Below are 26,100 nucleotides of genomic sequence, written 5' to 3' on the forward strand. Positions count from 1 at the left end.
CAAACTACAAAATATATTAAGCCAATATAAATTATAATACATTTTAGACAAAAAACAAAATAAGATCCTTATCTATACCCTATAAGCATCTTAATTTATCTAAATTTACTTATATTATTATTCAATAACCCCTACTATATTCCTTTATTAAATTCCATTTCACTTTAATTCAAAATAGAAACTCTTATCCTCTATAAGTAGTAGGTTGATAATAAGTTACAGCCATGGAGATCCATCCCCATGGCTTTTTAAATTAAAAATATAAACTTAAAACAAAGATTCTAATGTTTAATTCTTCTTAAATATCTAAGCCTTTAATATTAGGCTTTCCTAAAGGACCACTTAATTCAAGTAAAATATCTTCTCCATCGCTTGGAAATTCCTGTCCTAACCTCATTTCAAATCTTTTTAAAATCATCTTCATATTAGGAGTTAAATCCCCTATTCTTACTTCTAAATCATTAATTTGAGAAAGTTTAATGTTATCTTTATTGATATTAAGATCACCACTAATATCTAAATCGATAATTGAACTATCTAATTTCCACTTATCTATATCCATATTATTATCTTCTATGCTATAGGAGATTTCCCAATTATCCAAAGCAATTTCACTTATATCAATCCCTGTCATCAAAACAAGAGGGTGATAGGATAGCCTTTCTTTTAATTGGCCATCTAATTCAACCTTAAACCCTTCTAATTTAAAATCAGCTTTACCCTCTCCAAGATTTTTCCATGATTCCACCCAAGCAGTTTTAATATCTTGTGGTGCTTCTTTCATTATCCTCTGATTAAGATTGTTATTAAATTCAGAACTTGATTTAATATTACCAAGAGTATATCTACCTACAGTACTAGCTTCCCCAAATTGCATTCCATTACCGCGAAATTCAAAATCACCTTCTCCAGATAAGTCTTTTATTGTTAAATTTTCTAGCCTATCACCACTATAATGGAAGACCTCTGAAACATTTGCTACAACTAAAGGTGAATCTATTTTATAATTTTGAACACTAATCTCCTTCTTATCAGGATTGTAACTAATATCAAATGATATCTCATCTACTTCTGTAAACTTCTGCTCTAATTCTGAAGATCCTAACATCTCCTTAAATGCTATAGGTAGATCTAACTTTAACCCATTGACCGCTAAAGATAATTGTTGTTTTTCATCAGAAAACACTTGAGCTTCTTTTTCTAAATGTTGTAATGGTATCAATCCTTCAAAATTTAAATCAATATCTTCAAAATCTATAGCATAAACCATATCTTCATAAACCTCTAAATTCAAATTACTCAAATTAATATCCAAAGTATGTAATTCTTTAAGCTCACCTGCTCTTCCTAATTCAACTAAATCTGAGTAGGATAACTTAGTTGTTAATTTATCAGCATATATATAGACAGTACCTTCCTCATCTGAAAGTACTAAGTTATTATAAGTGACTTTAGCCAAAATAGGATTAACCTTTAAATCATCATATTCTAACTTAAAAGAAGCATCAGCCTCTTTCATCTCTTTAGTTATTCTGTCTTCCAGCTTCCTTTCTGCCATATTACCAATATACCAGTTAGCAACCATTAATCCAATAATTAAAAATAAAATAACTCCTATTACAATCTTCTTTTTATTCATAAATTACCTCCTTGAATTTGTTAACAATATTTCTTCTTAATTCTAAAAAGAGAATTATATAACTATAATTTTAGATTAAAACTTACCAAAGTCCTGCTTAATTAAAAATATAATCCAAAATAATTATATTATTAAATTAAAGAAATTATAAATTAACTATAAATAAAAAGAATAAACGGCTAGGAGTTACCCTTATTTACTCTAATTAGAAATAATGATTTAAAATGACTTTATATCTTGTATTTTTTATATTTAACATTTTTTAAATAAAAACGATAATTATAGAAGAGTAATTAAATTTTAAAAAGAGGAGGTGTAAAGATGTTAACGGAAGCAAGCTTGTATTCATTATCATCATCATTAAAACAGATAAGTACTTTGAGTTCTACACATATAAAGATGAAAGGGCAGACTAATATATTAAAAAGTGAAATCGAACTTGACGGTGGAAGAGGTCTTGATGTAACAAGAAAAAAAGAAGAAGTATCTAAACTTAATTCTAAAATAGAAAAAACGAGTGGTATGATGGGAAGTGTTTACAACGAATTAGGCGAAAAAATAGAGAAGATTAACAAAAAAGCAAAAGAAGAGGCAAAAGAAAAAGTAGAAAAGATTAATGAAGAAGAAGAAGAAAATACACAAGAAAAAATAGAAGAAGATAACGGAGAAATAAAAGAAAATGTAAACAAAAATGCTGATGAAATAGAAAATCTAAACAAAGAAGAACAGACAGCAAAATCATTAAAGACAACAGAAAAAATAGTTATTTATGCTTAATCTATTTTTAAGGAGGAAATAGGTGAAATGAATTTAATAACTCCAGGTGTCATACAAAATTTAGTAAGCGCAGATTCATTCGCGAAGTTATCTGATGTTTCAATGGGAGTTTATTATAAAGCAAAAGCCAAAGGTGATAAAGCAGCCATGGAACAAGCAGCAGGTTATGCTGTGGACTCTATGAATAGTGCCAATAAATGTAGTAAACACACACAGAAAGCATTAAAAGAAGCTCAGCAAAAAGCTAAAAAGCAGGCTAAAGCTGAACAAGAAGAAGCTATAGAAAAACACCGTCAAGAAACTTCCAAAAATGAAAAAACAATAAAAGAAAAAAAGATTACTGACACAGTTGAAATTAGCAAAGAAGGACAAGAATACATTGATAGTAAAGATCATGCTAAATCTGTACAAAAAACAGAGAATAAGGCTCATAAAGCAATTAAAAATACAGTTAGTCAAGAACAATATACTTCAGAAGCTAAAAGTGATTCTTTATCCGCTGATTCTAAATTTTCGATAACAGCATAGTTGATATTGCTAAGCTCTACTCCAGATCTTCACCTTAGACCAGAAAATCATAACAAGCAAATAAAAAAGATCTTGATTATGATATCATAATCAAGATCTTTTTTATTAAATATCCAATATCCCAATGCCTCTACAACTAAAAACTCACTTTATCCTCTTATCTGCTCTGCTACTTTTTTAGCTAAAATAACACAATCATCAAACTCATTTTCTGTAGGAGCACATTTAACCTCAATGATTGGGTGAATAGGATCACAATTAATCTTATTAGCAAAATCCTTTAACCTATCACGAGACTCTCCACTCCAACTATATGAGCCGATCAGCCCTAAAACCTTATTCTTAATCTTCTTATTCTCTAAAAAGCGAAGAAGATTATCCATTAACGGAAATACACCTGTATTATAAGTACAACTTGCTAAGATCAATCCTTTATAACGCCAAACATCATTAATAATATAGGACATATGAGTTTTAGAAACATTGTATACCCTAATATTCTTAATTCCCTCTTTAGCAAGTTGGCGAGCAGTTGCCTCTACCATCTTTTCAGTATTACTGTACATAGAACCATAAGCAATTACTACACCATCTTCTGCTTCCTGATTGCTCCATTTCACATACTTATCTATGATATATTGAGGGTTACTACGCCAGATAGGACCATGAGCTGAACAGATAGTTTGAATATCTACTTCTTCTAGCTTAGAAATAGCTCTTAATACCATTGGACTATATTTCGCAACAATATTGGTAAAATAGCGAGAAATCTCATCTTCATAAAAATCAATATTTAATTCATCATCAAAGATTCCCCCATCTAAATTTCCAAAGCCACCAAAAGCATCACCTGCAAATAATATCTTATCTTTTTGATCATAAGTCATCATTGTCTCAGGCCAATGTACCATAGGTGTTAGGTAAAATTTAAGTTGTCTATCTCCTAAATCTAAAGTATCCCCATCTTTAATCTCATGAAAATCTTCCTTTATTCCATAAAAACCTTCTACAAAATTAAGAGTCTTCTTATTTCCTGCAATTTTAATATTAGGATACTCATTCTTAATTGCTTTTATAGATCCAGAATGATCAGGCTCCATATGATTAATAACCAGATAATCTATCGATCTATCTCCAATTACACTCTTAATATTTCTTAAATAAGAATTTATATAGCTATTCTTAACAGTATCTACTACAACTATCTTCTCCCCAACAATCAAATATGAATTGTAAGCCACCCCTTTAGGTAAAGGCCATAAAGCTTCAAAAAGTTCAGTCTCTCGATCATTAACACCAACCCAATAAACATTATCAGTTATTGCTGTAATCTGATTCATAATACCCCCTCCTAACAAGTGTATGTACTTTTACTGATGATAAATATCAACAACTAAATCATCCTATAATTAACTATCTTTCATATATGCATATTATTATCTTTATTTTAAATAAATATGATAAAATTTTCAAGTAGTCCACTATAAAACTATTATCAACTGTAACAAATAAGAAAAAATTAAAAGATGGGATTTTAAGTTTTTTCTAAAATATAGCTAACGGCTCTTATTTATGCAGTTAATCAATCTTTCTTCTATATTTTCAGCAATAGCTGTTAATTCTGGGTTATCTACTAACTCAATCAAAGCAGTTGGTTTAGGTAGACCTATTTTAGTTTTACCTTGATCATTATATACAACAATCTTACATGGTAAGAAATAACCAACCAATTGATTTTTGTTTAAGATCCTTTGAGCTTCTTGAGGATTACAGACTTCAAGTACATAATACTCTTGATTAAACTCTAATCCTTTCGCTTGGAGCTTCTTTTGAACATCAAATTCCCACAACACTCCAAATTGCTCCTCCTTAAGATTATCCTTTAATAACTCTATTGCCTGCTGTGTAGACTTGTCTATCTTTATATTATAATGAAACATCGCTTTTCCCCCTTATAATTGTATATTTACTTTGCAATTAATTTTATCTTTGATATAGGTTAGATCTATGCAGAGATGTTATTTAATCTCTCGTTACTAAATAAAAACTCTAACATATTATCACTTCTTTTAAATTAATCATTTAATAACTTCATATCTGCTAATATATCTTCTATGCTTAAATATTTAATTTTATCTCTATAGCTTTCATACCACCCCGCACCTTTTAGTACATCTCTAACAGGTCCTTTAATTCCAGCAAAATAAAACTCAATCCTATTCTCTTTACACTCAGTCATTAATTCTTCTAGTGCTCCAATAGATACAGCATCTATGTCATTTATTCCCGAAAAATCTAAAATTATAGATTTCAAATTAGCTCTATCTCCCACTATTTCACAGAGCTTATCTTCTAGGAAGTTCATATTAGCAAAATATAATGATGCATCTATTCTAATAATAGCAACTTGACTATAAGTTTTAGCTTCTAAATATCGCTCAACATTTCTAAACACACCCTCCTCTTCTAAATATCCTAGCTCTGCTATATGTGGATAGGCACTTCGTTTTATAAAGACAGATAAAGAGTATATAAATCCAAATAAGATTCCACTTTCAACTCCTAATAATAAGGTAGAGATAAAAGTAACCACTAATATCCAGCCATCACTCTTTTTAACCTCAAATAAATGCTTAGCTTCTTTTATATCAATCAACCCAAAAACAGCTACCATAACAATAGACCCCAAAACAGCTCTAGGTAAAAAATAAAACAAAGGAGTAAAATACAATAGAATTACAATCATCAATATCGCTGTAATAATTGATGCCAAAGGTGTCTTAGCTCCAGACTGATAGTTTACAGCAGAACGGCCAAACCCTCCTGTTACAGGATAAGCTGAGAAGAAAGAACCTACTATATTAGCCAACCCTAAAGCTCTTAATTCTTGGCTTGAGTCAATCTTGTACTTATCTTTAGCAGCCAGTGATTTAGCTACTGCAATAGATTCCATAAAACCAATAAAAGCAATAGTTAAGGCTACCGGTAATAAAGCATTGATATTTCTAAGGTTAAATTCAGGTATTGAAAAACTAGGAAAGCCACCAGGAATATCGCCAACAATTTTGACACCTACTGCTTCTAAATTTAATAATCTAACAACAAGAATTCCACCTATTACAACTACTAAAGGGGCAGGTATAGGTGATTTAATCTTCTTTAGTGAAAATAAAATTATAATACTGGCTAATCCAATAATTAGAGTCGGAATATTTGTCTCACCAATTTTGGAAATAGCCGCTATAATAAGATGAAATACTGAATGGCCTCCAGCCAAGTTAACACCTAAAATATGCTTTAATTGGCTGAAACCAATAATAAGCGCTGCTGCTGAAGTAAACCCACTAATTACAGCATGAGATAAGAAATTGACTAAAAACCCCAGACCAAATAATCCCATAAGTAAGTTAATTATCCCTATCAGCAATGATAACAATAAAACTATATTGATATATTCTGCTGAACCAGTTTCTGCAAAATTAACTACTGTAGTTCCAATCATCATAGAAACTAACGCTACTGGTCCTACAGCCAATTGGCGTGATGACCCAAATAATGCATAAACCATTAAAGGTAATGTTACAGAATAAAGACCAATCACTGGAGGTAATCCAGCTAACATAGCATATGCCATTCCTTGTGGTACTAACATAATTGCCACAATTATACCTGCTGACAAATCCCCCTTTAGATCTTTTAAATCATATTTTTTTAGCCACTTCACTGCCGGAATTAGATTACTCATCAGAAAACAATGCTCCTTTCAACTCTTTACTGCAAAATCTTTTAAATTATTGTACTAAGAGGTATCTTTAAGATACCCCTTAACTTTAATGAACCTTTTTAATATAAAATTTAAATACCACACCCTCCTCAGTATGATCTAACAATTCATGACCTGCAGACTTTGCCCAAGCGGCAAAATCATTGACTGCACCTTTATCTGTTGCATCAACTTCTAATATTTCTCCCACTTCTAGCTCTTCTAATTTCTTCTTAGTCTTTACTATAGGCATTGGACAAGATTGCCCTTTTACATCTAATACTTTATCAGCTTTCATCTTGCTTCTCCTCCTTTAATTATGGACAGCACAACGATTTGGACCAATCTCCATCTCTCTTGCCTGATCTTCATCAGGGTTAATTTTACCCATATTAGTTTGACGTATCTCCTGATAAGAGTTGGGTTGAGGAGGTAAATTCTCAGTTACTGTCTTTCTAAATACCTCTTCATCTTCAATAGTTAACCCTTCATTAACTTGATACATCTTATCTAAACTTGCCATAACTCTTCCTTGACTATCCATTTCATTTACTTTTCCAAAATGAGCAGGAAGAATAAACAATTCTTCTGGCAACTCTTTATACAATTTATATAAGGTATTACGTAAATCTCCAACCCAATCTTCTGCTAATCCTGCTAAGTCCGGACGACCAATTGACTTTACAAAAAGAATATCTCCAGTAAATAAGTATTTATTATCTATCATAAAAGAAGTACTCCCTATAGTATGTCCTGGAGAATAAACAACTCTAACTTCTAAATCATTGCCTATACTAATCTTACTTTCTTCAGTTAATGGCTCATAATCAAAGGTTACTTCACCTGCATCCTTTGGTGATAACCAATAGCTTGCTCCTGTTTTTTCTCTTAACTTACGAGCTCCAGAGATATGATCTGCATGTAAATGGGTATCTAAGATATGCTTAATTGTAATACCCTTCTTTTCTGCAAAATCTAAGAAGTCATCTATAGTTCTAACAGCATCTATAATAACGCCCTCTCCATCTTGTTCTATTAGATAAGATAAACAACCCTTACCTACCCTAACAAATTGATATACACTCCCGCCAGTACTTAAATCTCCTATCTTTACTGGATGTAAATATTCACTCCAAGACTTCATCCCACCTTTTAAATAGTAGACTTGCACTCCATGTTCAGCTAACTGTTCTGCAACAAATTGAGATGACCCTTCTTTAGCACATACTACTAATATTTCTTTGTCTTTTGGCAACCTCTCTAATACTTCTTCAACACCATCTAATAAATTAAAATAAGGAATATTGATACTCTCTACAGTTTTTCCTTCTATTCTCCAGTCAGAATATTCTCCTTCATTTCGAACATCTAAGATAAACAAGTCTTTTTCCTCTAATATTCTATTAAAAGCTTCTTTTGCGCTTAGTATTTTTGGCTGTACAGCTGTTATTCCCATACTTACCTCCTCTTTTTCCAGTTAATTATTAAAATGTTAATGTAATATCTGCATCATAGGCAAACTCTAAGAAACTTGCAGCTCCTCCTACATCAATCCCTTCAATGAAGTCTTCTTTTTCTAAACTCATTACATCCATTGTCATCTGGCAAGCAATTATCTTAACACCTAACTCCTGTGCCATCTCTACCAATTGAGGAATACTTGGAACATTAGCTGCTTTAAAACCTTCCGCATAATGCTCCTTTCCTGCTGGTAATGGTAAATTAGCATGTGCTTCTTTATGAATTAAATTTAGCCCTTCAAAAGTAAAGAAAATCCCCACTTCAGAATCTGATGAAGCTGCTGCTACAGCTATATTAAAGACCTTATAAGCATCAAAGATTTCCCCATTACTTGCAATAATCGCTACTCTTTTACTCATATTTAATAACCTCCATTTTATTTTCTGTTTCTTAGATACTAGCTATTTTTTTCTGTTGCACCTTCCCAGCATGCCATCCCCTTTGTAACGGTCTTTACATTTTTAAATCCATTTTCAGATAGAATATTTGCTGCCATATTACTTCTATTTTCAGTTCTACAGATTACATAAATCTCATCATCTTTATTAAGTTCATCTAATTTATCTTCTATTTCACCTAAAGGAATTGAAACAGCCCCTGGAATATGTCCAAAAGCATATTCGGCTGGTTCTCTAGTATCTAAGATTACAACACCCTCTGTATTCAACTTATCCTTTAGTTCTTCTTGACTGATTGAATAAGGATATTTAACCTCATCCTTGATCTCTTCAGCATTAGCTTTTCTAATATAATGTTTTAATACTTCACCTTCTTCTTGACTGCCTATATAATTATGTCCAGTACTCTTAGCCCAAGCTTGAATATCAGCTAGAGAACCTTTATCAGTAGCCTCTACTTCTAATACTTCTCCAGGCTTTATCTGATCCATGGCCTTCTTAGTTTTTACAATTGGCATTGGACAAGCTAGACCTTTCGCATCTACAACTTCATCTACTTGAATACTCATCTTTGAACCTCCTCTTTAATAAATCTTACCCCTGCTGTTTTTATCTTAACCTTTTATGAATAAAAATATTTAACTATATACCTATAAAAATCTTAATATCAAGACAAATCAATTTTTGTTATTTGCCAAAATTCAATAATAATTATATCTGCCCAGTACTGATAATTATTAAAACAAACTAATAAAAATCCTAAATTTAACATCTGTATTTATATTAAAATAGTCAAAAGTTTTTTCATCCTCTATATCTAAAAATAATTATGATTCCTATAAACTCCACCAATCTTTTTTTCTTTAAAAATAATTTTTATCATAAATGCATATTATTCTTACTAATTACTTCACAAGATATTTAAGTTTCAAATTTATTCTTTAATGCTTATAGATTTTATCTTTAATAACTCGTAATTACTTATTTTATTGATATTTCTTAACTATTAATCCTATTGATTTTCTTCATAAAAAAAGGACGATATTGTGTATACACAATATCGTCCTTTAAGTAAATTACTATTTAATAACAAGGGAGGCTTGTTATTAGATAATATCATTATTTAACTAAGGGGAGGAATTTAATCTTTGGCTTAGTTAGTAATGATTGTTGATATCAACATTATATTATGTTTCCGCTTTTTTGTCAAGTACATTTCTTATTTTTCCCATTGCTAAGATTTTTATTAATTTTATATAACTAACTCTATAGATAGAGATTGCGACAGTTTTAGCTGCTGGCTATTGGCTACTAGCCGTTGGCTTAGAGCTTATAAAAATAATACTAATAGCTAGAGGCTAAAAGCTAGTAGCTAGCGACCAAAATGTCGCTTTATACCTATTAAATTCCATTTCAAACTTTGGATCTATAAAAAATAAATTAGCATCAAATTATTAGCACCGTAACTAATTAAAGGATCATGAGAATGACATAAATAAGATAGTTTAATAGATAATGGCAAAGTTAATTTGCTTTAACTCTATTTTTTTATATTATGCTAGACTAAATTTTTTTGCGATATTAACGATAATATTAGTAGATATAGTTTGAATATAGTATTTGTAAAAGGAGGGGTTAATATGTTTGAAAGTAATAAAGTTGTTCCAGTTAGGCCTGTAAGTAGAATTAAAAAGATAAATTCTAAAAAATCCAAACATAATCAAAATGAAAAGAAAAAGTCAAAACACAAAAAAAATCAAAAAGATTTTATTGATATATCTATAAATCATCATCACAATAAGAAAAATCAACAATCAACATATTCTAATCCCAAAAACAATCCAAATAATAACCTAAACTCTATAGAAAAAATATCAAATGAACTCTTAACCTTCTTGAAGCTTATGTATGAAATTTATAAAGAAAATCATCATATTGATGATAAATCACTCATATTAAATAAATTCTATACTCTAGCTAAAAAAGGAATTAATGCTGGATATGAAGAGATATCTAATAATCTACCTTACAATCAAAAAAGTTTAATTAAAACAACTTCTAATCAATCATTAGCTAGATTAACAGCTTGGTTTAATGAACACAATATAGAAATTACAGAAGTTAATATATCTGATGCAATCTCTAAAAAAACCAGAAATCAAATCAAAAAAATGACCAGTAAAATATTTATAGAAGAAATTAAGAATATAAATAATAAAAGTAATTAATTTTAAAACTTAAATATTAAGACCTAAAATATTTAAATTAGATATAAAAAACGACCAGCTCAGCTGGTCGTTTTTTTATATTAACTTACTCATCATCATTTTCAGTATTTTCTTTATCTTCATTAACTTCAACAGTTTCAACTTTTTCACCATTGAAAGCATTGATATAAAGTCCTTTAATCTCACTAATTAATGGGTATCTTGGGTTAGCACCTGTACACTGATCATCAAAGGCTAACTCTGACATCTCATCTAATTCAGAATAGAAGTTACTTTCGCTAACTCCTGCTTCCTCAATAGTAGCTGGAATATCAATCTCAGCTTTAAGTTCATTAATAGCTTCAATTAATAATTGTACTTTTTCATCTTCACTATTTCCACCTAATCCTAAGTGGTCAGCAATCTTAGCATAATTTGTCTTAGCTAATGGGTACTTATATTGTGGGAATGCAGTCTGTTTAACTGGTACATCACTAGCATTGTATTCAATTACTTCATTAATTAATAATGCATTTGCTAAACCATGTGGAATATGGAAAGTAGACCCTAATTTATGTGCCATAGAATGACAAATTCCTAAGAATGCATTGGCAAAGGCCATACCTGCTGTAGTAGCAGCATAATGCATCTTCTCTTTAGCTTTTCTATCCTCTGCTCCATTCTTATAAGAACTAGGTAGATATTTGAATACTAACCTAATAGCTTCTAAAGCTAATCCTTTAGTATACTCATTAGAGAATACAGATACATAAGCTTCGATTGCATGTACTAATGCATCAATACCAGAGTAAGCTGTTAATTTAGCTGGCATAGATAATACTAAGTCAGGATCAACAATTGCCATATCTGGAGTTAACTCATAATCAGCAATTGGATATTTAATACCAGTATTTTGGTCTGTAACAACAGCAAATGGTGTTACCTCTGATCCAGTTCCTGAAGTTGTTGGAACAGCTACAAAGTAAGCTTTCTGTCCTAACTCTGGGAATTTATAAATTCTTTTTCTAATATCCATAAAGGTCATAGATAACTCTTTAAACTCTGCTTCTGGGTGTTCATACATTAACCACATAATCTTAGCAGCATCCATTGGAGAACCTCCACCAAGAGCAATAATTACATCTGGCTCAAAAGAATCCATTAACTTAACTGCTTTCTCAACTGTAGCTAAAGTTGGATCTGGTTCTACATCTGCAAATACTCTATAGTCTACACCAATTTTATCTAATTCACTAGTAATTCTTTCTGTATAACCTAAATCATCTAATGCTTTATCAGTTACGATAAATGCTTTCTTTTTACCTTCTAATTCCTGTAATGCAATTGGTAATGCGCCATATTTAAAGTAAATCTTTTCTGGTACTCTAAACCATAACATATTCTCTTTTCTTTCTGCAATTGTTTTTACATTCATAAGATGTTTAACCCCCACGTTTTCACTTACTGAGTTACCTCCCCAAGATCCGCAACCAAGAGTTAGAGAAGGACTCAATTTGAAGTTATAGATATCACCAATAGCACCCTGAGAAGTTGGCATATTCACTAAAATTCTTCCTGTCTTCATCTTAGAACCAAAGTAATCTTTTCTATCACTATTGATTTGATCTGTATAAAGAACTGAAGTATGTCCGTATCCACCGAATTTAACTAATTCTACAGCATTATCAACAGCTGCTTTGAAGTCCTTTACTTTATACATAGCTAATGTTGGTGATAGTTTTTCATAAGAGAATGGCTCTCCTTCACCAACCTCATCTACTTCTGCAATTAATACTTTAGTCTCTTTTGGAACAGTTACCCCTGCTAATTCAGCGATCTTATAAGCAGGTTGACCAACGATTTGAGCATTAACGTGTCCATCAACAATGATCACCTTTTCAACTTTTGCTCTTTCTTCAGCAGTTAAAATATGAGCTCCACGATCGATAAACTCTTGTCTTACCTCAGCATAAACATCCTCTACAACACTTACTGATTGCTCAGAAGCACAGATAACACCATTATCAAAGGTCTTACTCATTAAGATTGAACTAACTGCCATCTTAATATGTGCTGTTTCATCAATAATTGCTGGAGTATTTCCTGCACCTACTCCAACTGCAGGTTTTCCAGAAGAATAAGCTGCTTTTACCATTCCTGGCCCACCAGTAGCTAAGATCATACTAATATCATCATGCTTCATTAATAATTGAGATAATTCAATTGATGGCTCATCAATCCATCCAATAATATGATCTGGAGCTCCTGCTTCAACCGCTGCTTCTAAAACAGTTTTAGCTGCTTCAATCGTACATCTTTTAGCTCTTGGATGTGGTGAAAAGATAATTGCATTTCTAGTTTTTAAAGAAATTAAAGACTTAAATATTGCAGTAGAAGTAGGGTTTGTTGTTGGCACAATCCCTGCTAAAATACCAATCGGTTCTGCTAACTTCTTTGTTCCATAAGCAGCATCTTCTTCAAGTATTCCACAAGTCTTCTCATCTCTATATTTATTGTAGATAAACTCTGATGAAAAGTGATTCTTAATTACTTTATCTTCAACTATTCCCATTCCAGTATCTGCAACAGCCATCTTAGCTAATTTAATTCTCTTATCATTAGCTGCTATAGCTGCTCTTCTAAAAATTTCATCTACTTGTTCTTGTGAATATGTAGCATACTCTGCTTGAGCTTCCTTTACCTTTTGAATCAATGCTTCAAATTCTTCAGCATTAGTTACTTTCATAATTCCCATTTTCCAGTCCCCCTTTTGTTTTAACACTACACTGTGTCAATAATTAATAACCGTTAAAATATTAATACACCTTGTGAAATTATTAACTATTGTTCTTATAGTACAATATTTCCTCTTCGCTTGATAAAACTATATCAAATCAAATTGTTTCTTTCAACCCTATTATAAGCAGATAAAAGACGATAATTGTCGATAAATATGGTTTATCTTTATAATAGTGAACATAACTAACATTAGCTACATTTATTTGCGTTATATAATTATCAAAGTTATAATAGATTCCTAAAAAAGCTTTATATTGTGGATTTACAACAAACTACAGCCCTATATATTGTATTTGAACTCCATTGCTAAAAAAATAATTTTAAGATTTTTAATCAAATTACTCAGCTTAAAGTTTCACCTTTGTTAAATATTAATCAATGAGTTTGAAGACTTTTATTCTCTAATTAAATATCTAATTTAAAATCAGTAACTTTAAAATTATAAAAAGGTCAGCATTAATGCTGACCTTTTAGATATCTAAAAGTGATTAAATTTCACCTTTAAAGGCTTTAGTATATAAACCTTTAATTTCATCAATTAAAGGATAACGAGGATTAGCTCCTGTACATTGATCATCAAAAGCTAATTCTGCCATCTTGTCTAATTTTTTATAGAAATTGCTTTCACTGACTCCTGCTTCTTCAATGGTCATTGGCATATCAATTTCTCTTCTGAGCTTATTAATTTCTTTGATTAATAAGTCAACCTTTTGGTCATCACTATTACCACCAAGTTGTAAATGCTCCGCAATCTTAGCATATCTTCGCTTAGATAGTGGATATTTATATTGTGGGAAAGAGGCCTGTTTTATTGGCACATCAGTAGCATTATATTTAATAATAGGTGTAATTAATAGTCCATTAGCTAATCCATGAGGCAGATCAAAGGTAGAACCTAATTTATGGGCCATAGAGTGACAAATTCCCAAGAAAGCATTAGCAAAGGCCATACCTGCAGTCGTTGCTGCATAATGCATCTTCTCTTTTGCTTTCCTATCTTCTGAACCATTCTTGTAAGAACGTGGTAAATACTTGAATACTAAACGAATTGCCTCTAATGCCAATCCTTTAGTATATTCATTAGACAATACTGAAACATAGGCTTCAATTGCATGAACTAAAGCATCAAATCCAGAGTAAGCAGCTAATTTTGGTGGCATAGATAATACTAAGTCTGGATCTACAATTGCCATATCTGGTGTTAACTCATAGTCAGCAATTGGATACTTAATTCCTGTCTTATCATCGGTTACTACTGCAAAAGGAGTTACCTCTGAACCTGTTCCTGAAGTTGTAGGAATAGCTACAAAACACGCCTTCTTTCCTAGCTTAGGGAATTGATAAATTCTCTTTCTAATATCCATAAAGGTCATTGATAATTCTTTAAACTCTGCTTCTGGATGTTCATACTTTAACCACATAATCTTGGCTGCATCCATTGGTGATCCTCCACCAAGTGCAATAATAATATCAGGTCCAAAGTTTCTCATCTGCTTTACAGCTTTCTCCACTGTAGTAATCGAAGGATCTGGTTCAACATCAGAGAAGACCTTATGATCAATACCCATCTCATCTAGTTCATCAATAATCTTATCGGCATATCCAAGGTCATAGAGTGGTTTATCAGTAACAATGAAGGCTCTTTTCTTATGCTCTAACTCACTCATTGCTGTAGGTAAAGAACCATATTTAAAGTAGATCTTTTCTGGTACCCTAAACCATAGCATGTTTTCTTTTCTTTCAGCGATAGTCTTAATATTAAGCAAATGTCTAACCCCCACATTCTCACTAACTGAATTTCCTCCCCAAGAACCACAACCTAAGGTTAGAGAAGGATCTAGTTTAAAGTTATAAATATCCCCGATCGCTCCTTGAGAAGCAGGCATATTGATTAAACATCTTCCCGTTTTCATCTTGGAACCAAAATAATCTATTCTTCCTTGGTTAATTAATTCAGTATAAAGTACTGAAGTATGCCCAATTCCGCCAAAACGAACTAACTCTACAGCTATATCTACAGCATCAGCAAATTTATTAGCTCTATACATTGCTAAGGTTGGAGATAACTTTTCATAAGAGAAGGGTTCCGCTTCTCCTATCTTTTCAACCTCGGCTATAAGTACCTTAGTACTTTCAGGCACTTCTAAACCTGCCAACTCAGCTATCTGATAAGCTGGTTTTCCAACAATTTGGGGGTTAACATGTCCATCCACTATTACTACCTCGCCTACCTGTTTCTTCTCTTCTGGTGAAAGTATATAGGCTCCTCTTTCAGAAAATTCCTTCTTAACATCTTCATATACCTCATCAACAACTACAACTGACTGTTCTGAAGCACAGATTACACCATTATCAAAAGTCTTACTCATTAGAATAGAACTAACTGCCATCTTAAGATGACAAGTCTCATCAACAACCACAGGAGTATTCCCTGATCCTACCCCAATTGCTGGCTTACCAGAAGAATAAGCTGCTTTTACCATTCCTGGTCCACCAGTAGCTAAGATCATGCTAATATACTTGTGGCGCATTAGGGTCTGGGACATCTCAATAGATGGTTCATCTATCCATCCAATAATTCCTTCTGGAGCTCCTGCTTTCACAGCTGCTTCTAAGACAATTCTAGCAGCTTCAGTAGTACACCTTTTTGCTCTAGGATGAGGAGAGAAGATAATTGCATTTCTAGTCTTCAAAGCAATCAATGATTTAAAAATTGTAGTTGAAGTTGGATTGGTTACAGGTACAATACCAGCTAATACTCCCACAGGCTCAGCTATCTTTTTTAAGCCAAAAGAAGTATCATGCTCAACAATCCCACAGGTCTTATCATCTTTATATTTATTATAGATAAATTCTGCTGAAAAATGATTTTTGATTACCTTATCTTCTACAATTCCCATTCCAGTATCTTCAACGGCTAACTTAGCTAAAGATATTCGATTATCATTAGCTGCAATAGCTGCTCTTCTAAAAATTTCATCTACTTTCTTTTGAGAATATGTAGCATACTCTCTTTGGGCAGATTTAACCCTCTCTATTAACTCTTCTAACTCTTCTTTATTAGTAACTCTCATAATTTCCATATCTAAATCGACCCTCCCTTTGCTATAATAATACATATAAACAATTGTTATAAAGTCATAATAAATCACCTATCACTTCTATATTTTGCAAATTAGTAAATATAAATTCATACTAAAATAAATAATTTTGAAATTACTAAACTAACTCTAATAAAAACTATGTTAAAAAATAAAAATCCAAGCCTATAAAATAAGCTTAGATTTTATTTGAATTATCTTTTAGACTTTATAATATTATTGATCTTAAACTTTAAATAAAGATATTTAAATCTAGAGTAAAGGCTTAATATGTGGTTATAGATAGATAAAGCGACAGTTTCGGAGTTAGGCGTTAGGAAATGGGAGGTAGGAAGACCTTACTATCCCCTATAACCTAACTCCTATCACCTAAAAATGTCTCTTTATACCCATTAAGTTCAACTTTAAACTTACAGAAATATAATAGACTCACTTAATATTTAACAAATAAAAAATATTTTCATCTGCAATTAAGTCATCATTAAAACCATATATATATTTTAACTCTCTCATAATTATTTTAGTATCCTCACCAAATCTGCCATCAGTGCAGTTTGGATCAAAACCAAATTCTCTCAGCTTCTCTTGAAATAATAATACATCTTTTCCTTTATGACCTGGTTTAAGAATTCGATCTATTGTAATAGGTTCTCTATATCCAACAATCTTTACTATAGTACCAACTTTGACCCATGAATATAACACAGCAACATCTTTATTAAACATTCTAATACATCCATTACTAGAAGCATAACCTATAGAACCAGGCTTATTTGTACCATGAATTCCATAATTCCCCCAAGGAACACTTAACCTCATCCATTTATCACCAAAAGCACTTTTATCCCACATATCTACCTTTTCAATTATCTTAAATTCTCCTACAGGTGATTTAGTCGAGTATTTCCCAACAGCTACTGGAAATTCAGCATACTTCTTATCATCTGAATAAACAATTAATCTCTTCTCATAAGTATTAACTAGAATTGATACAATCCCTTGGGGATTACTCTCTTTGCCTCTCAGATTAGAGCCTGCACTTATAGAAGTTTGACTATGTATAGCCTGACCTAGACTTAACCAAACTTCTGCTGTAACTACACCAGTATCAGATAATTTACTGGCATATTGAAAGTTTCTAACAGCTAAGTAAGTCTTCCAATCATAATATGAATTTATCTTTCCCCGATAAAAGCCAAGTTGCCTTAATTCCCTTTGTAATTCCCAAACATCACTCCCATATAATAATGGTGATTGCAAAGAAAGCTCACGCTCTTGGTGACGATTATAAAAATAATTATCTGGCGCAGATATTAGAACTGGAGAGAAGATAATTAAATTTAAAAGAAGATACAAAGTTATTAGCCTAACTTTCATTTTTTAATCTCCCTTAATTTTATAATAGTTTAATATATTTTTATTATTTATTGTCAATAATAATTACTAACTATTAAAAAACAAATTAAAAGAATTTTTTTTTGATATCTCCAAAGAATATAATCATAGGGAGGGATAACTATTAAGAAAATCTGTTATTTGGTTTTACTAACTTCTATCTTCTTAACCTCAGTCTTTAGTCTATCATCAATCACACCTGTATCAGCTCAAAGTAGAGCAATTAAAGTAAGTAGTGAAAATTGTACAGATGGAAGATTATCAGAGGATAAGGTTATCAAAATATTAAAGGGGGAAACTAAAGGAGATATCAAAAAAGCTGAAGAAAAAGTCATTAATACTACTTTAAAAAAATTAAATTTAGAAGAGTGGTTAAAAACTCCTCCTCTTGAACACAAAATAATATTTGGTGATATCTATCCAAATCAAGGGGAAGAATTAATAGTTGCTATCTCTATGGGGAAGGATAATGGAATATTAGCAGTCTTCAGTAAACAAGATGATAAGCTTTACCAAATAACAGAAACACTAGATGATTTAGTGCCAATCACAAGTCTAAGTCTAATCAATCTTCCTAATAGCAAATATCAATCCCTTGTAATAGAAGAGTATCTAGATGAACGCATGGGTGGTTTTTTCGAAATAAAGATAACCTCAATTTATAACTTTCATAAGAAGAAGTTTAATAAAGTTTGGGAAAGAAAGAATTACCTTAAAGAAGCAAAACCTTGCAAAGGCAAAGATATAAAATGGTTAATTCATCTAGAAAAAGTAGATATTTCTTTAATATCTCAAGGAAAGATAGAAGTTAGTGGTATTAATAAGTATTGGAAAAGCAATAATTTAGATTCTACAGCCAAAGAGGAGCAACTAATAAAATCTAATCCTGTAAAAGAAACTTATATTTGGGATGAGTCTACGAGTAAATTTAAAGAAATATCCTAATGTTATAAAGCTTCATTTTGAGGGAGTAACCCTAGTTAGGGTTACTCCCCTTTAATCTATTAATTTATACTTTCAAAGAAAAAGAAGAGAGCTAATGCCCTCCTCTTCTGGACGAGTATTTAATTGTTCATTAAATTATTTTTTCCCTCCGGGTCTGAATACATGACCCTCCGTGACGAGTATTTAATTATTCATTAAATACTCGTCTACTTCTGCCGCTACATCTCGCCCTTCTCTAATTGCCCAAACAATTAAAGAAGCACCTCTTCTCATATCTCCGGCAGCAAAGAATTTATCGTCGCTTGTTTGATAGTTATCACTTGTCTTTACATTACCCCGTTCATCTAAGTCTAGTCCTAATTGATTTAACATTCCATCATGTTCTGGATGAACAAATCCTATAGCCAACAATACTAAATCAACTTCTAGATTAAATTCACTACCTTCTATTTCTTTCATTGTCTTCTTAGCATTTTCATCTTCAACCCATTCAACTTTAACAGCTTGAACTTCTTTTAACTTACCTTGATTATTACCTACAAAACGTTTAGTTAAAATAGTCCATTCTCTAAGTCCAAATTTTTCATCTTTGGCTAATTCTTCTGCCTCTTCATGAGAGGTTGAAGTCTTGAGTACCTGTGGATATCGTGGCCAAGGATTATCTGGTGCTCTTTCTGCTAGAGGCTTATCTAATAGCTCTATTTGATAAACTGCTTCAGCACCTTGTCTAGTAGCAGTACCTACACAGTCAGAACCTGTGTCTCCACCACCAATTACAAGGACTTTCTTGCCTTGTGCATCTATTTGTTCCTCTGTAACCTCTTCACCAGCTACAAGTTTATTCTGTTGAGTTAAATAATCCATAGCATAATGAATTCCTTTTAAGTCACGGCCATAAACTGGTAGATCTCTAGCCTCTCTAGCACCACCAGCCAAGACTACAGCATCATATTCACTTTCTAGTTTTTCAACTGGATAGTCAGTACCAATCTCTGTATTAAAGACAAATTCTACGCCTTCTTCTTTAATCTGATTTACTCTTCTTTCTACAACCCATTTCTCAATCTTAAAATCAGGAATTCCATAAGTTAACATTCCACCTGCTTTGGAATCTCTCTCAAATACAGTTACATTATGACCTTTACGATTTAACTGTTGAGCAGCCGCTAATCCAGCAGGACCAGAACCTACAACTGCTACTTTCTTTCCTGTTCTTACTTTTGGTGGTTGAGGTTTAATCCAACCTTCTTTCCAAGCTTTTTCTGAAATAGCAAATTCAATATTCTTAATACTTACTGGATCATCATTAATTCCCAGGACACATCCTCCCTCACAAGGGGCAGGGCATACTCGCCCTGTAAAATCTGGAAAATTATTTGTACTGTGTAAGTTCTCTAATCCCTTCTTCCATTCACCACGATAAACAAAGTCTTGCCATTCAGGACATAGATTATTTACAGGACAAGAGAAGCTACAAAAAGGAACACCACAGTCCATACATCTAGCTGCTTGTATAGTTATCTCTTCTTCTTCGATAGGTTCATAGACTTGTTTATAATCTTTGACTCTCTCTTCTACAGAACGTTTCTTTCTGGGCTCACGATCAAATTCTAAAAATCCTCCTAATTTCCCCATTATTCTGCCTCCTCTCTACTCTTCGCCAATAGTTCTTTATAAGCTGGAGAAATAACTTTAACAAACTTACTTAAACTTTTGTCCCAATCTGCTAAGATTTCTTTTCCACGTTCACTGTCTGTATACTCAACATGCTTTTCTAGCAAAGATTTAAGCTCTAAAATATCATCTTCTTCAAGCTCTTCTATATTAACAATTCCTTGATTTACTTTATCTTCAAAGTTTCCTGCTATGTCATATACATAAGCAATACCACCGCTCATACCTGCTCCAAAGTTACGACCAGTCTCTCCTAAGACAACTACTCTACCACCAGTCATATATTCACAACAGTGATCTCCAACACCTTCAACTACTGCTGAAGCACCAGAGTTTCTTACAGCAAATCTCTCACCTGCAATACCATTCATATATAGTTCTCCTCGAATAGCACCATAAAGAATAGTATTACCACCAATGATATTCTCTTCAGCTTTAAAGTCTGAGGTTTTAGGTTTTTTAATGATTATTTTAGCACCAAATAACCCTTTACCAATATAATCATTAGCTTGACCTTCTAAGTTTAAAGTAAGTCCTTGCATACCAAAGGTACCAAAACTCTGTCCGGCATAACCTTTGAAATTAATATTAATAGTATCATCATCTAATCCTTGTGCACCATAACGTTTAGCTATTTCACCACTTAACATAGTTCCAGCAGTACGATTAGTATTATAAATATCAAGATCTAAGTCTACCTTTTCACCCTTTTCAAGAGCTGGAGTCGCAAGATCGATTAATTTACGATCAAGAACCTCATCAATACCATGATCTTGTTTCTCTACACATCTACCTGCAATCTTCTTAGGTAAGGTTGGTTGGTGTAAGATCTTAGTTAGATCAATTCCTTCAGATTTCCAATGCTTAATAGCTTCATTCATCTCTAATTTATCAACTCTACCTACCATTTCATCTACAGTTCTAAATCCTAGTTCTGCCATGATCTCTCTCATCTCTTGAGCAATAAATGTAAAGAAGTTAATTAAATCATCTACTCTACCAGAAAATCTCTTACGCAATTCTGGATTTTGAGTAGCAACACCTACAGGACAAGTATTACTATGGCAAGCTCTCATCATAATACAACCTAATACTACTAATGAACTTGTAGAGAATCCATACTCTTCTGCACCAAGTAAAGCTGCAATAGCGATATCCCTTCCTGTCTTCATCTGACCATCAGCTTGTACTCTAACTCTACCTCTTAGATTGTTCTTAATTAATACTTGATGAGTTTCAGATAATCCTAACTCCCAAGGTAAACCAGTATGTTTAATAGACGTAAGTGGGGCAGCACCAGTTCCTCCATCATATCCAGATACTAAGATCATATCAGCATGAGCCTTAGATACTCCAGCTGCAATAGTACCAATACCTATTCGTGATACTAACTTAACACTTACTCTTGCCTCTGGATTAACATTTTTAAGATCAAAAATTAACTGTGCTAAATCTTCAATCGAATAGATATCATGATGCGGCGGAGGTGAGATAAGATCTATACCTGGAGAAGTATGCCTTACTCTTGCAATCTCTTCTGTTACCTTATGGCCTGGTAAATGACCACCTTCACCTGGTTTAGCACCCTGTGCCATCTTAATCTGTAATTCATCGGCATTAACTAGATAATGAGTTGTTACACCAAAGCGACCAGAAGCCACCTGTTTAATAGCACTTCTACGATTGTCTTCAAATCTTTCTGGATCCTCTCCACCTTCTCCAGAGTTAGACATACCACCAATAGCATTCATCGCTTTAGCAATAGTTTCATGAGCTTCTTTAGAAATTGAACCATAAGACATTGCTCCAGTTACAAAGCGTTTTCTAATCTCTTCTACTGGCTCTACTTCTGAAATAGGAATTGGATTTCTATCTTTAAATTTGAATAATCCCCTAATTGTAGATAGATTTCCACTTTGATCATTGATCATCTTAGAATACTCTTTATAAAGTTCATAGTCATTAGTTTTGGCAGCATATTGGAGAGTAGAAATTGCCTCTGGTGTAAATAAGTGATGTTCACCTTTAGGTCTCCACTTATACTTACCTTCATTCTCTAATAAATTTTCATTACTATCATTTAATTCTTTAAAAGCTTTACTATGATTATCTAAAATTTCTCTTTCTAAGACGTCAAGAGCAATTCCTTCAATTCTAGATGTAGTACCAGGGAAATATTGGTCGATAAATCCTTGGCTTAATCCTACAGCTTCAAAGATTTGAGCTCCTCGATAACTTTGAATTGTAGAGATTCCCATCTTAGACATAATCTTTAGTAAACCTTTATTAATTGCCTTAATATAACCTTTTTTACGACTATTGAGTGTATCACTATCAGCAGCATCCAGATATAATTCTTTATCTGTCATGTAAGAGATTGTTTCTAAAGCTAAGTATGGATTTACTGCTAAGGCTCCATAACCAATTAATAATGCAAAATGCATTACTTCTCTAGCTTCACCAGTCTCTACAATTATATCTACACCATTTCTTTTATTCTCTTTAATTAAATAATTGTGCAATGCAGAAGTAGCCAATAAACTTGGAATTGGAGCATTGAAATCATCTATTTTTCGATCACTTAATACAAGTACATTATAACCTGCATCAATACTCTCTTCAGCATAGTGGAACAATCTATCTAATCCCTTTTCTAATCCGTTTTTCTCTTCTGGGTCAAAGACCATTGGAATAGACTTGGCTCTAAATTCTTCATCATTTAAATGAATTATCTTATCCAAATCTTCATTACTTAAGATTGGAGATTCCAATTCAATCGTTCTAGCTTTATCTGCTGTCTTTTCTAAGATATTAGCTTTTACGCCAAGATTGGTCTTAAGAGACATAACAATCTCTTCTCTAATTGGATCAATTGGCGGATTAGTTACCTGAGCAAATAACTGTTTAAAGTAATCAAATAAAGATTTTGAACGATTAGACAGAACAGCTAATGGTTCATCATTACCCATAGAACCGATTGATTCTTTCTTGTTCTCAGCCATTGGCGAAATGATTACACTCAAGTCTTCTCTACTATAACCAAAAGATTTTAATCTAGTAACAATAGTATCAAAATCTTCTCCATATCTCTCTTTACCACCTGTTAAGTCTTTTAAATACTTTTTATTTTCTTTTAGCCACTCACCATAAGGACGAGCTGTACTAACCTTTTCTTTTATCTCTTCATCAGATAATATTCTACCTTCTTCAGTATCGATAAGTAGCATCTTACCTGGTTGCAATCTACGACTTTCTGATATATTAGCAGGATCTACTTCTAAAGTACCTATTTCCGAAGCCATAATTACAAAACCATCCTTAGTTACTATATATCTAGCTGGTCTTAATCCATTACGATCTAAAGTAGCCCCCATTTGAGTACCATCTGTAAAGGCAATAGCTGCTGGACCATCCCACGGTTCCATTAAACCAGCATTATATTCATAATAATCTCTAACTTGATCTTTTAAGAAATCGTTCTTCTCCCATGGTTCTGGAACTAGCATGGTCATAGCTTCAACTAAGCTCATACCTGAAGCAACTAGTAGTTCAAAAGCATGATCTAAGTTAGCTGAATCACTATCTATAGGATTGGTAATTGGGAATAACTTATCTATATCATTTCCTATTCTTTCACAATCTAAATCCGGTTCTCTAGCATCCATCCAATTAATATTTCCAGTTAAAGTATTAATCTCACCATTATGTGCTAAATATCTAAAAGGTTGTGCTAAATCCCAAGATGGGAATGTATTAGTACTAAATCTTTGATGTACTAATGCAATAGCTGACTTTAATGTTGGATCTTGTAAATCCAAATAAAATTCTTTAATCTGTGCTGGTAAGATTAAACCTTTATATACTAAAACACGATTAGATAAACTAGGAATACTGAAAAATTCAGTGTTCTTAATCTCACTATCTTCGATAGCCTTTTCAATTCTTCTTCTAATTATATATAACTTCAATTCAAAATTATCTATGTTATCTGCCTTTTTAATAAAGACCTGCTTAATTACAGGTAAAGTACTAGCTGCACTTTCACCAATTACAGTCTCATTTAAAGGTACATCTCTCCATCCTAATACTTCTTGACCTTCTTCTTCAATAATTTTCTCTGTAATTCCTTCAGCTAGAAGGCATTCATCTGATTTACGAGGTAAAAAGATCATCCCTACCCCATAATCACCTTTCTGTGGTAATTCTAGCCCTTCTTCTTTCATCTTAGTTCGTAAAAACTCATCAGGTAGCTGCATCAAAATACCAGCTCCATCACCTGTTTCTGGATCGGCTCCGACTGCACCCCTGTGTTCTAATCTCACTAAAATTTCTAACCCCTTCTCTACTACTTTATGGCTCTTCTCACCATTAATATTGGTAATAAAACCAACACCACAATTATCCCTTTCATATTCAGGATAATAAAGGCCCTCTTGTGAAGGGATTCCTTTTCGTTTAATCATCTCTACTCCTCCTCTTCTATTTATATAAAGAAAATCTTTAAAAACTTAGAAATCATCGTATTTTCATATTGTGAAAATCGATTTCATAATAAAAAATCTTGTTCTTCTATTATAATGGATATCTAGTCGAAAATCAAACAAAAGTTATTCAAGCTAAGTAAATACAACAACAATTATTATTTTTTCAAAAATAAAATTATAGAAATAATAATTCAACACCAAAATTTAGTAAATGTTTTTTCACTTTTCACTTGCACTAAATATCACAATACAGAAAAGCCAGTGCTAACAAGCACCGGCTTTTTATCATATTTATTATTCTATTATATCGGTAAACAAATCTTCTGCCCAAGCAATAATGCTTCTGGATCAATATTAGGATTAGCCTCTTTCAAATTAGATAAAGAAAGATTATACTTCTTAGCTATCGATTCAAAACTATCTCTATATTTTACAATATAAATTATAGAGTCTTTAGAGCAAAAAGGATTTGAAGGAAGTAGTGGAATTAAAATCAGCTGATTCACCTCTAATTCAGCCTCATCTAGCAAAGGATTAACCTCTCTTAGCTGATCTAATTTTACATTAAACTTTTGAGCTATAGAAGGCAGAGTTTCTCCATCCTTTATTCTATAATAACTCATTTCAGAATATCCTAACTCCTCTTGCTTAGGAAGATACAAACTCTGCCCTAGTCTCAAAAAGTTATAATTCAAAGATGGATTAACAGCAGCAAGTGAAGCTACTGAAACATTAAATCTACGTGATAAAGCAGCAATTGTATCTCCTAGTTTGACTTGATATAATTTAGTTTTCACTAAAGATTGCTGGATTTCTCGGAAATGATCTTTAGAACAATTACCCAAGCAATCACCTCTTTCCAGAATATA

General features: G+C 32.3%; 18 protein-coding genes. 4 read left to right on the forward strand and 14 right to left on the reverse strand.

Annotated features, from left to right (window positions below; all coding sequences use genetic code 11):
- Positions 1 to 298: 298 nt before the first annotated feature.
- Positions 299 to 1,639 (reverse strand): hypothetical protein, encoded by a 1,341-nt coding sequence (locus tag OREMA_RS0100555; RefSeq protein WP_018247330.1) that lies wholly within the window; start codon positions 1,637 to 1,639, stop codon positions 299 to 301.
- Positions 1,640 to 1,960: 321 nt separating this feature from the next.
- On the opposite strand from OREMA_RS0100555, the gene OREMA_RS18755 reads away from it, so the two are divergent.
- Entirely contained in the window at positions 1,961 to 2,416 is a 456-nt protein-coding gene (locus OREMA_RS18755; RefSeq protein ID WP_018247331.1) for a hypothetical protein, read from the forward strand.
- 27 nt (positions 2,417 to 2,443) lie between these two features.
- Positions 2,444 to 2,944, forward strand: a complete 501-nt coding sequence (locus OREMA_RS16895) for a hypothetical protein (RefSeq protein ID WP_018247332.1) — start codon at positions 2,444 to 2,446, stop codon at positions 2,942 to 2,944.
- A gap of 149 nt (positions 2,945 to 3,093) precedes the next feature.
- On the opposite strand, the gene OREMA_RS0100570 is transcribed toward OREMA_RS16895, so the two are convergent.
- From OREMA_RS0100570 to OREMA_RS0100600, 7 genes are all read right to left on the reverse strand, one after another.
- Positions 3,094 to 4,284 (reverse strand): FprA family A-type flavoprotein, encoded by a 1,191-nt coding sequence (locus tag OREMA_RS0100570; protein WP_018247333.1) that lies wholly within the window; start codon positions 4,282 to 4,284, stop codon positions 3,094 to 3,096.
- Positions 4,285 to 4,500: 216 nt separating this feature from the next.
- Complete coding sequence (locus tag OREMA_RS0100575) at positions 4,501 to 4,884, reverse strand: DUF302 domain-containing protein (RefSeq protein WP_018247334.1); 384 nt, start codon at positions 4,882 to 4,884, stop codon at positions 4,501 to 4,503.
- A 134-nt stretch (positions 4,885 to 5,018) separates the two neighbouring features.
- The gene (locus OREMA_RS0100580) at positions 5,019 to 6,689 is read right to left on the reverse strand and encodes a SulP family inorganic anion transporter (protein ID WP_018247335.1); all 1,671 of its coding nucleotides are present in this window, start codon (positions 6,687 to 6,689) and stop codon (positions 5,019 to 5,021) included.
- Positions 6,690 to 6,774: 85 nt separating this feature from the next.
- Complete coding sequence (locus OREMA_RS0100585; protein ID WP_018247336.1) at positions 6,775 to 7,005, reverse strand: sulfurtransferase TusA family protein; 231 nt, start codon at positions 7,003 to 7,005, stop codon at positions 6,775 to 6,777.
- A 15-nt stretch (positions 7,006 to 7,020) separates the two neighbouring features.
- Positions 7,021 to 8,163, reverse strand: coding sequence for an MBL fold metallo-hydrolase (locus OREMA_RS0100590; RefSeq protein WP_018247337.1), 1,143 nt, complete (start codon positions 8,161 to 8,163; stop codon positions 7,021 to 7,023).
- Between the two features lie 28 nt (positions 8,164 to 8,191).
- Positions 8,192 to 8,587, reverse strand: coding sequence for a DsrE/DsrF/DrsH-like family protein (locus OREMA_RS0100595; RefSeq protein WP_018247338.1), 396 nt, complete (start codon positions 8,585 to 8,587; stop codon positions 8,192 to 8,194).
- 38 nt (positions 8,588 to 8,625) lie between these two features.
- Positions 8,626 to 9,195, reverse strand: coding sequence for a sulfurtransferase TusA family protein (locus OREMA_RS0100600; protein WP_018247339.1), 570 nt, complete (start codon positions 9,193 to 9,195; stop codon positions 8,626 to 8,628).
- A gap of 1,071 nt (positions 9,196 to 10,266) precedes the next feature.
- Between OREMA_RS0100600 and OREMA_RS0100605 the strand changes: the two genes are divergently transcribed.
- Positions 10,267 to 10,854, forward strand: a complete 588-nt coding sequence (locus OREMA_RS0100605; protein WP_018247340.1) for a hypothetical protein — start codon at positions 10,267 to 10,269, stop codon at positions 10,852 to 10,854.
- Between the two features lie 85 nt (positions 10,855 to 10,939).
- Here the strand turns inward: OREMA_RS0100605 and adhE (OREMA_RS0100610) are convergent, their stop codons facing one another.
- From adhE (OREMA_RS0100610) to OREMA_RS0100620, 3 genes are all read right to left on the reverse strand, one after another.
- On the reverse strand, positions 10,940 to 13,579 hold the full coding sequence (adhE, locus tag OREMA_RS0100610) for a bifunctional acetaldehyde-CoA/alcohol dehydrogenase (protein WP_051076763.1): 2,640 nt from the start codon (positions 13,577 to 13,579) through the stop codon (positions 10,940 to 10,942).
- Between the two features lie 541 nt (positions 13,580 to 14,120).
- Complete coding sequence (gene adhE / locus OREMA_RS0100615; protein WP_026188862.1) at positions 14,121 to 16,706, reverse strand: bifunctional acetaldehyde-CoA/alcohol dehydrogenase; 2,586 nt, start codon at positions 16,704 to 16,706, stop codon at positions 14,121 to 14,123.
- Positions 16,707 to 17,162: 456 nt separating this feature from the next.
- Positions 17,163 to 18,110 carry a L,D-transpeptidase family protein gene (locus OREMA_RS0100620; RefSeq protein WP_018247343.1) on the reverse strand — a complete coding sequence of 316 codons (948 nt, stop codon included), beginning with the start codon at positions 18,108 to 18,110 and terminating at the stop codon, positions 17,163 to 17,165.
- 159 nt (positions 18,111 to 18,269) lie between these two features.
- Between OREMA_RS0100620 and OREMA_RS0100625 the strand changes: the two genes are divergently transcribed.
- Positions 18,270 to 19,073, forward strand: coding sequence for a hypothetical protein (locus tag OREMA_RS0100625; RefSeq protein ID WP_018247344.1), 804 nt, complete (start codon positions 18,270 to 18,272; stop codon positions 19,071 to 19,073).
- 183 nt (positions 19,074 to 19,256) lie between these two features.
- Here the strand turns inward: OREMA_RS0100625 and OREMA_RS0100630 are convergent, their stop codons facing one another.
- From OREMA_RS0100630 to OREMA_RS0100640, 3 genes are all read right to left on the reverse strand, one after another.
- A complete protein-coding gene (locus OREMA_RS0100630; protein WP_018247345.1) occupies positions 19,257 to 20,708 on the reverse strand; it encodes a glutamate synthase subunit beta in 1,452 nt (483 codons plus the stop codon).
- Positions 20,708 to 25,210, reverse strand: a complete 4,503-nt coding sequence (gene gltB, locus OREMA_RS0100635) for a glutamate synthase large subunit (RefSeq protein ID WP_018247346.1) — start codon at positions 25,208 to 25,210, stop codon at positions 20,708 to 20,710. The genes OREMA_RS0100630 and gltB overlap by 1 nt, the downstream gene beginning before the upstream one ends.
- 323 nt (positions 25,211 to 25,533) lie before the next feature.
- Positions 25,534 to 26,076: a LysM peptidoglycan-binding domain-containing protein gene (locus OREMA_RS0100640; RefSeq protein WP_018247347.1), complete on the reverse strand. Its 543-nt coding sequence runs from the start codon at positions 26,074 to 26,076 to the stop codon at positions 25,534 to 25,536.
- Between the last annotated feature and the right edge of the window lie 24 nt (positions 26,077 to 26,100).

Origin of the sequence: Orenia marismortui DSM 5156, from assembly GCF_000379025.1 — a bacterium.
GTDB classification, from domain to species: domain Bacteria; phylum Bacillota; class Halanaerobiia; order Halobacteroidales; family Halobacteroidaceae; genus Orenia; species Orenia marismortui.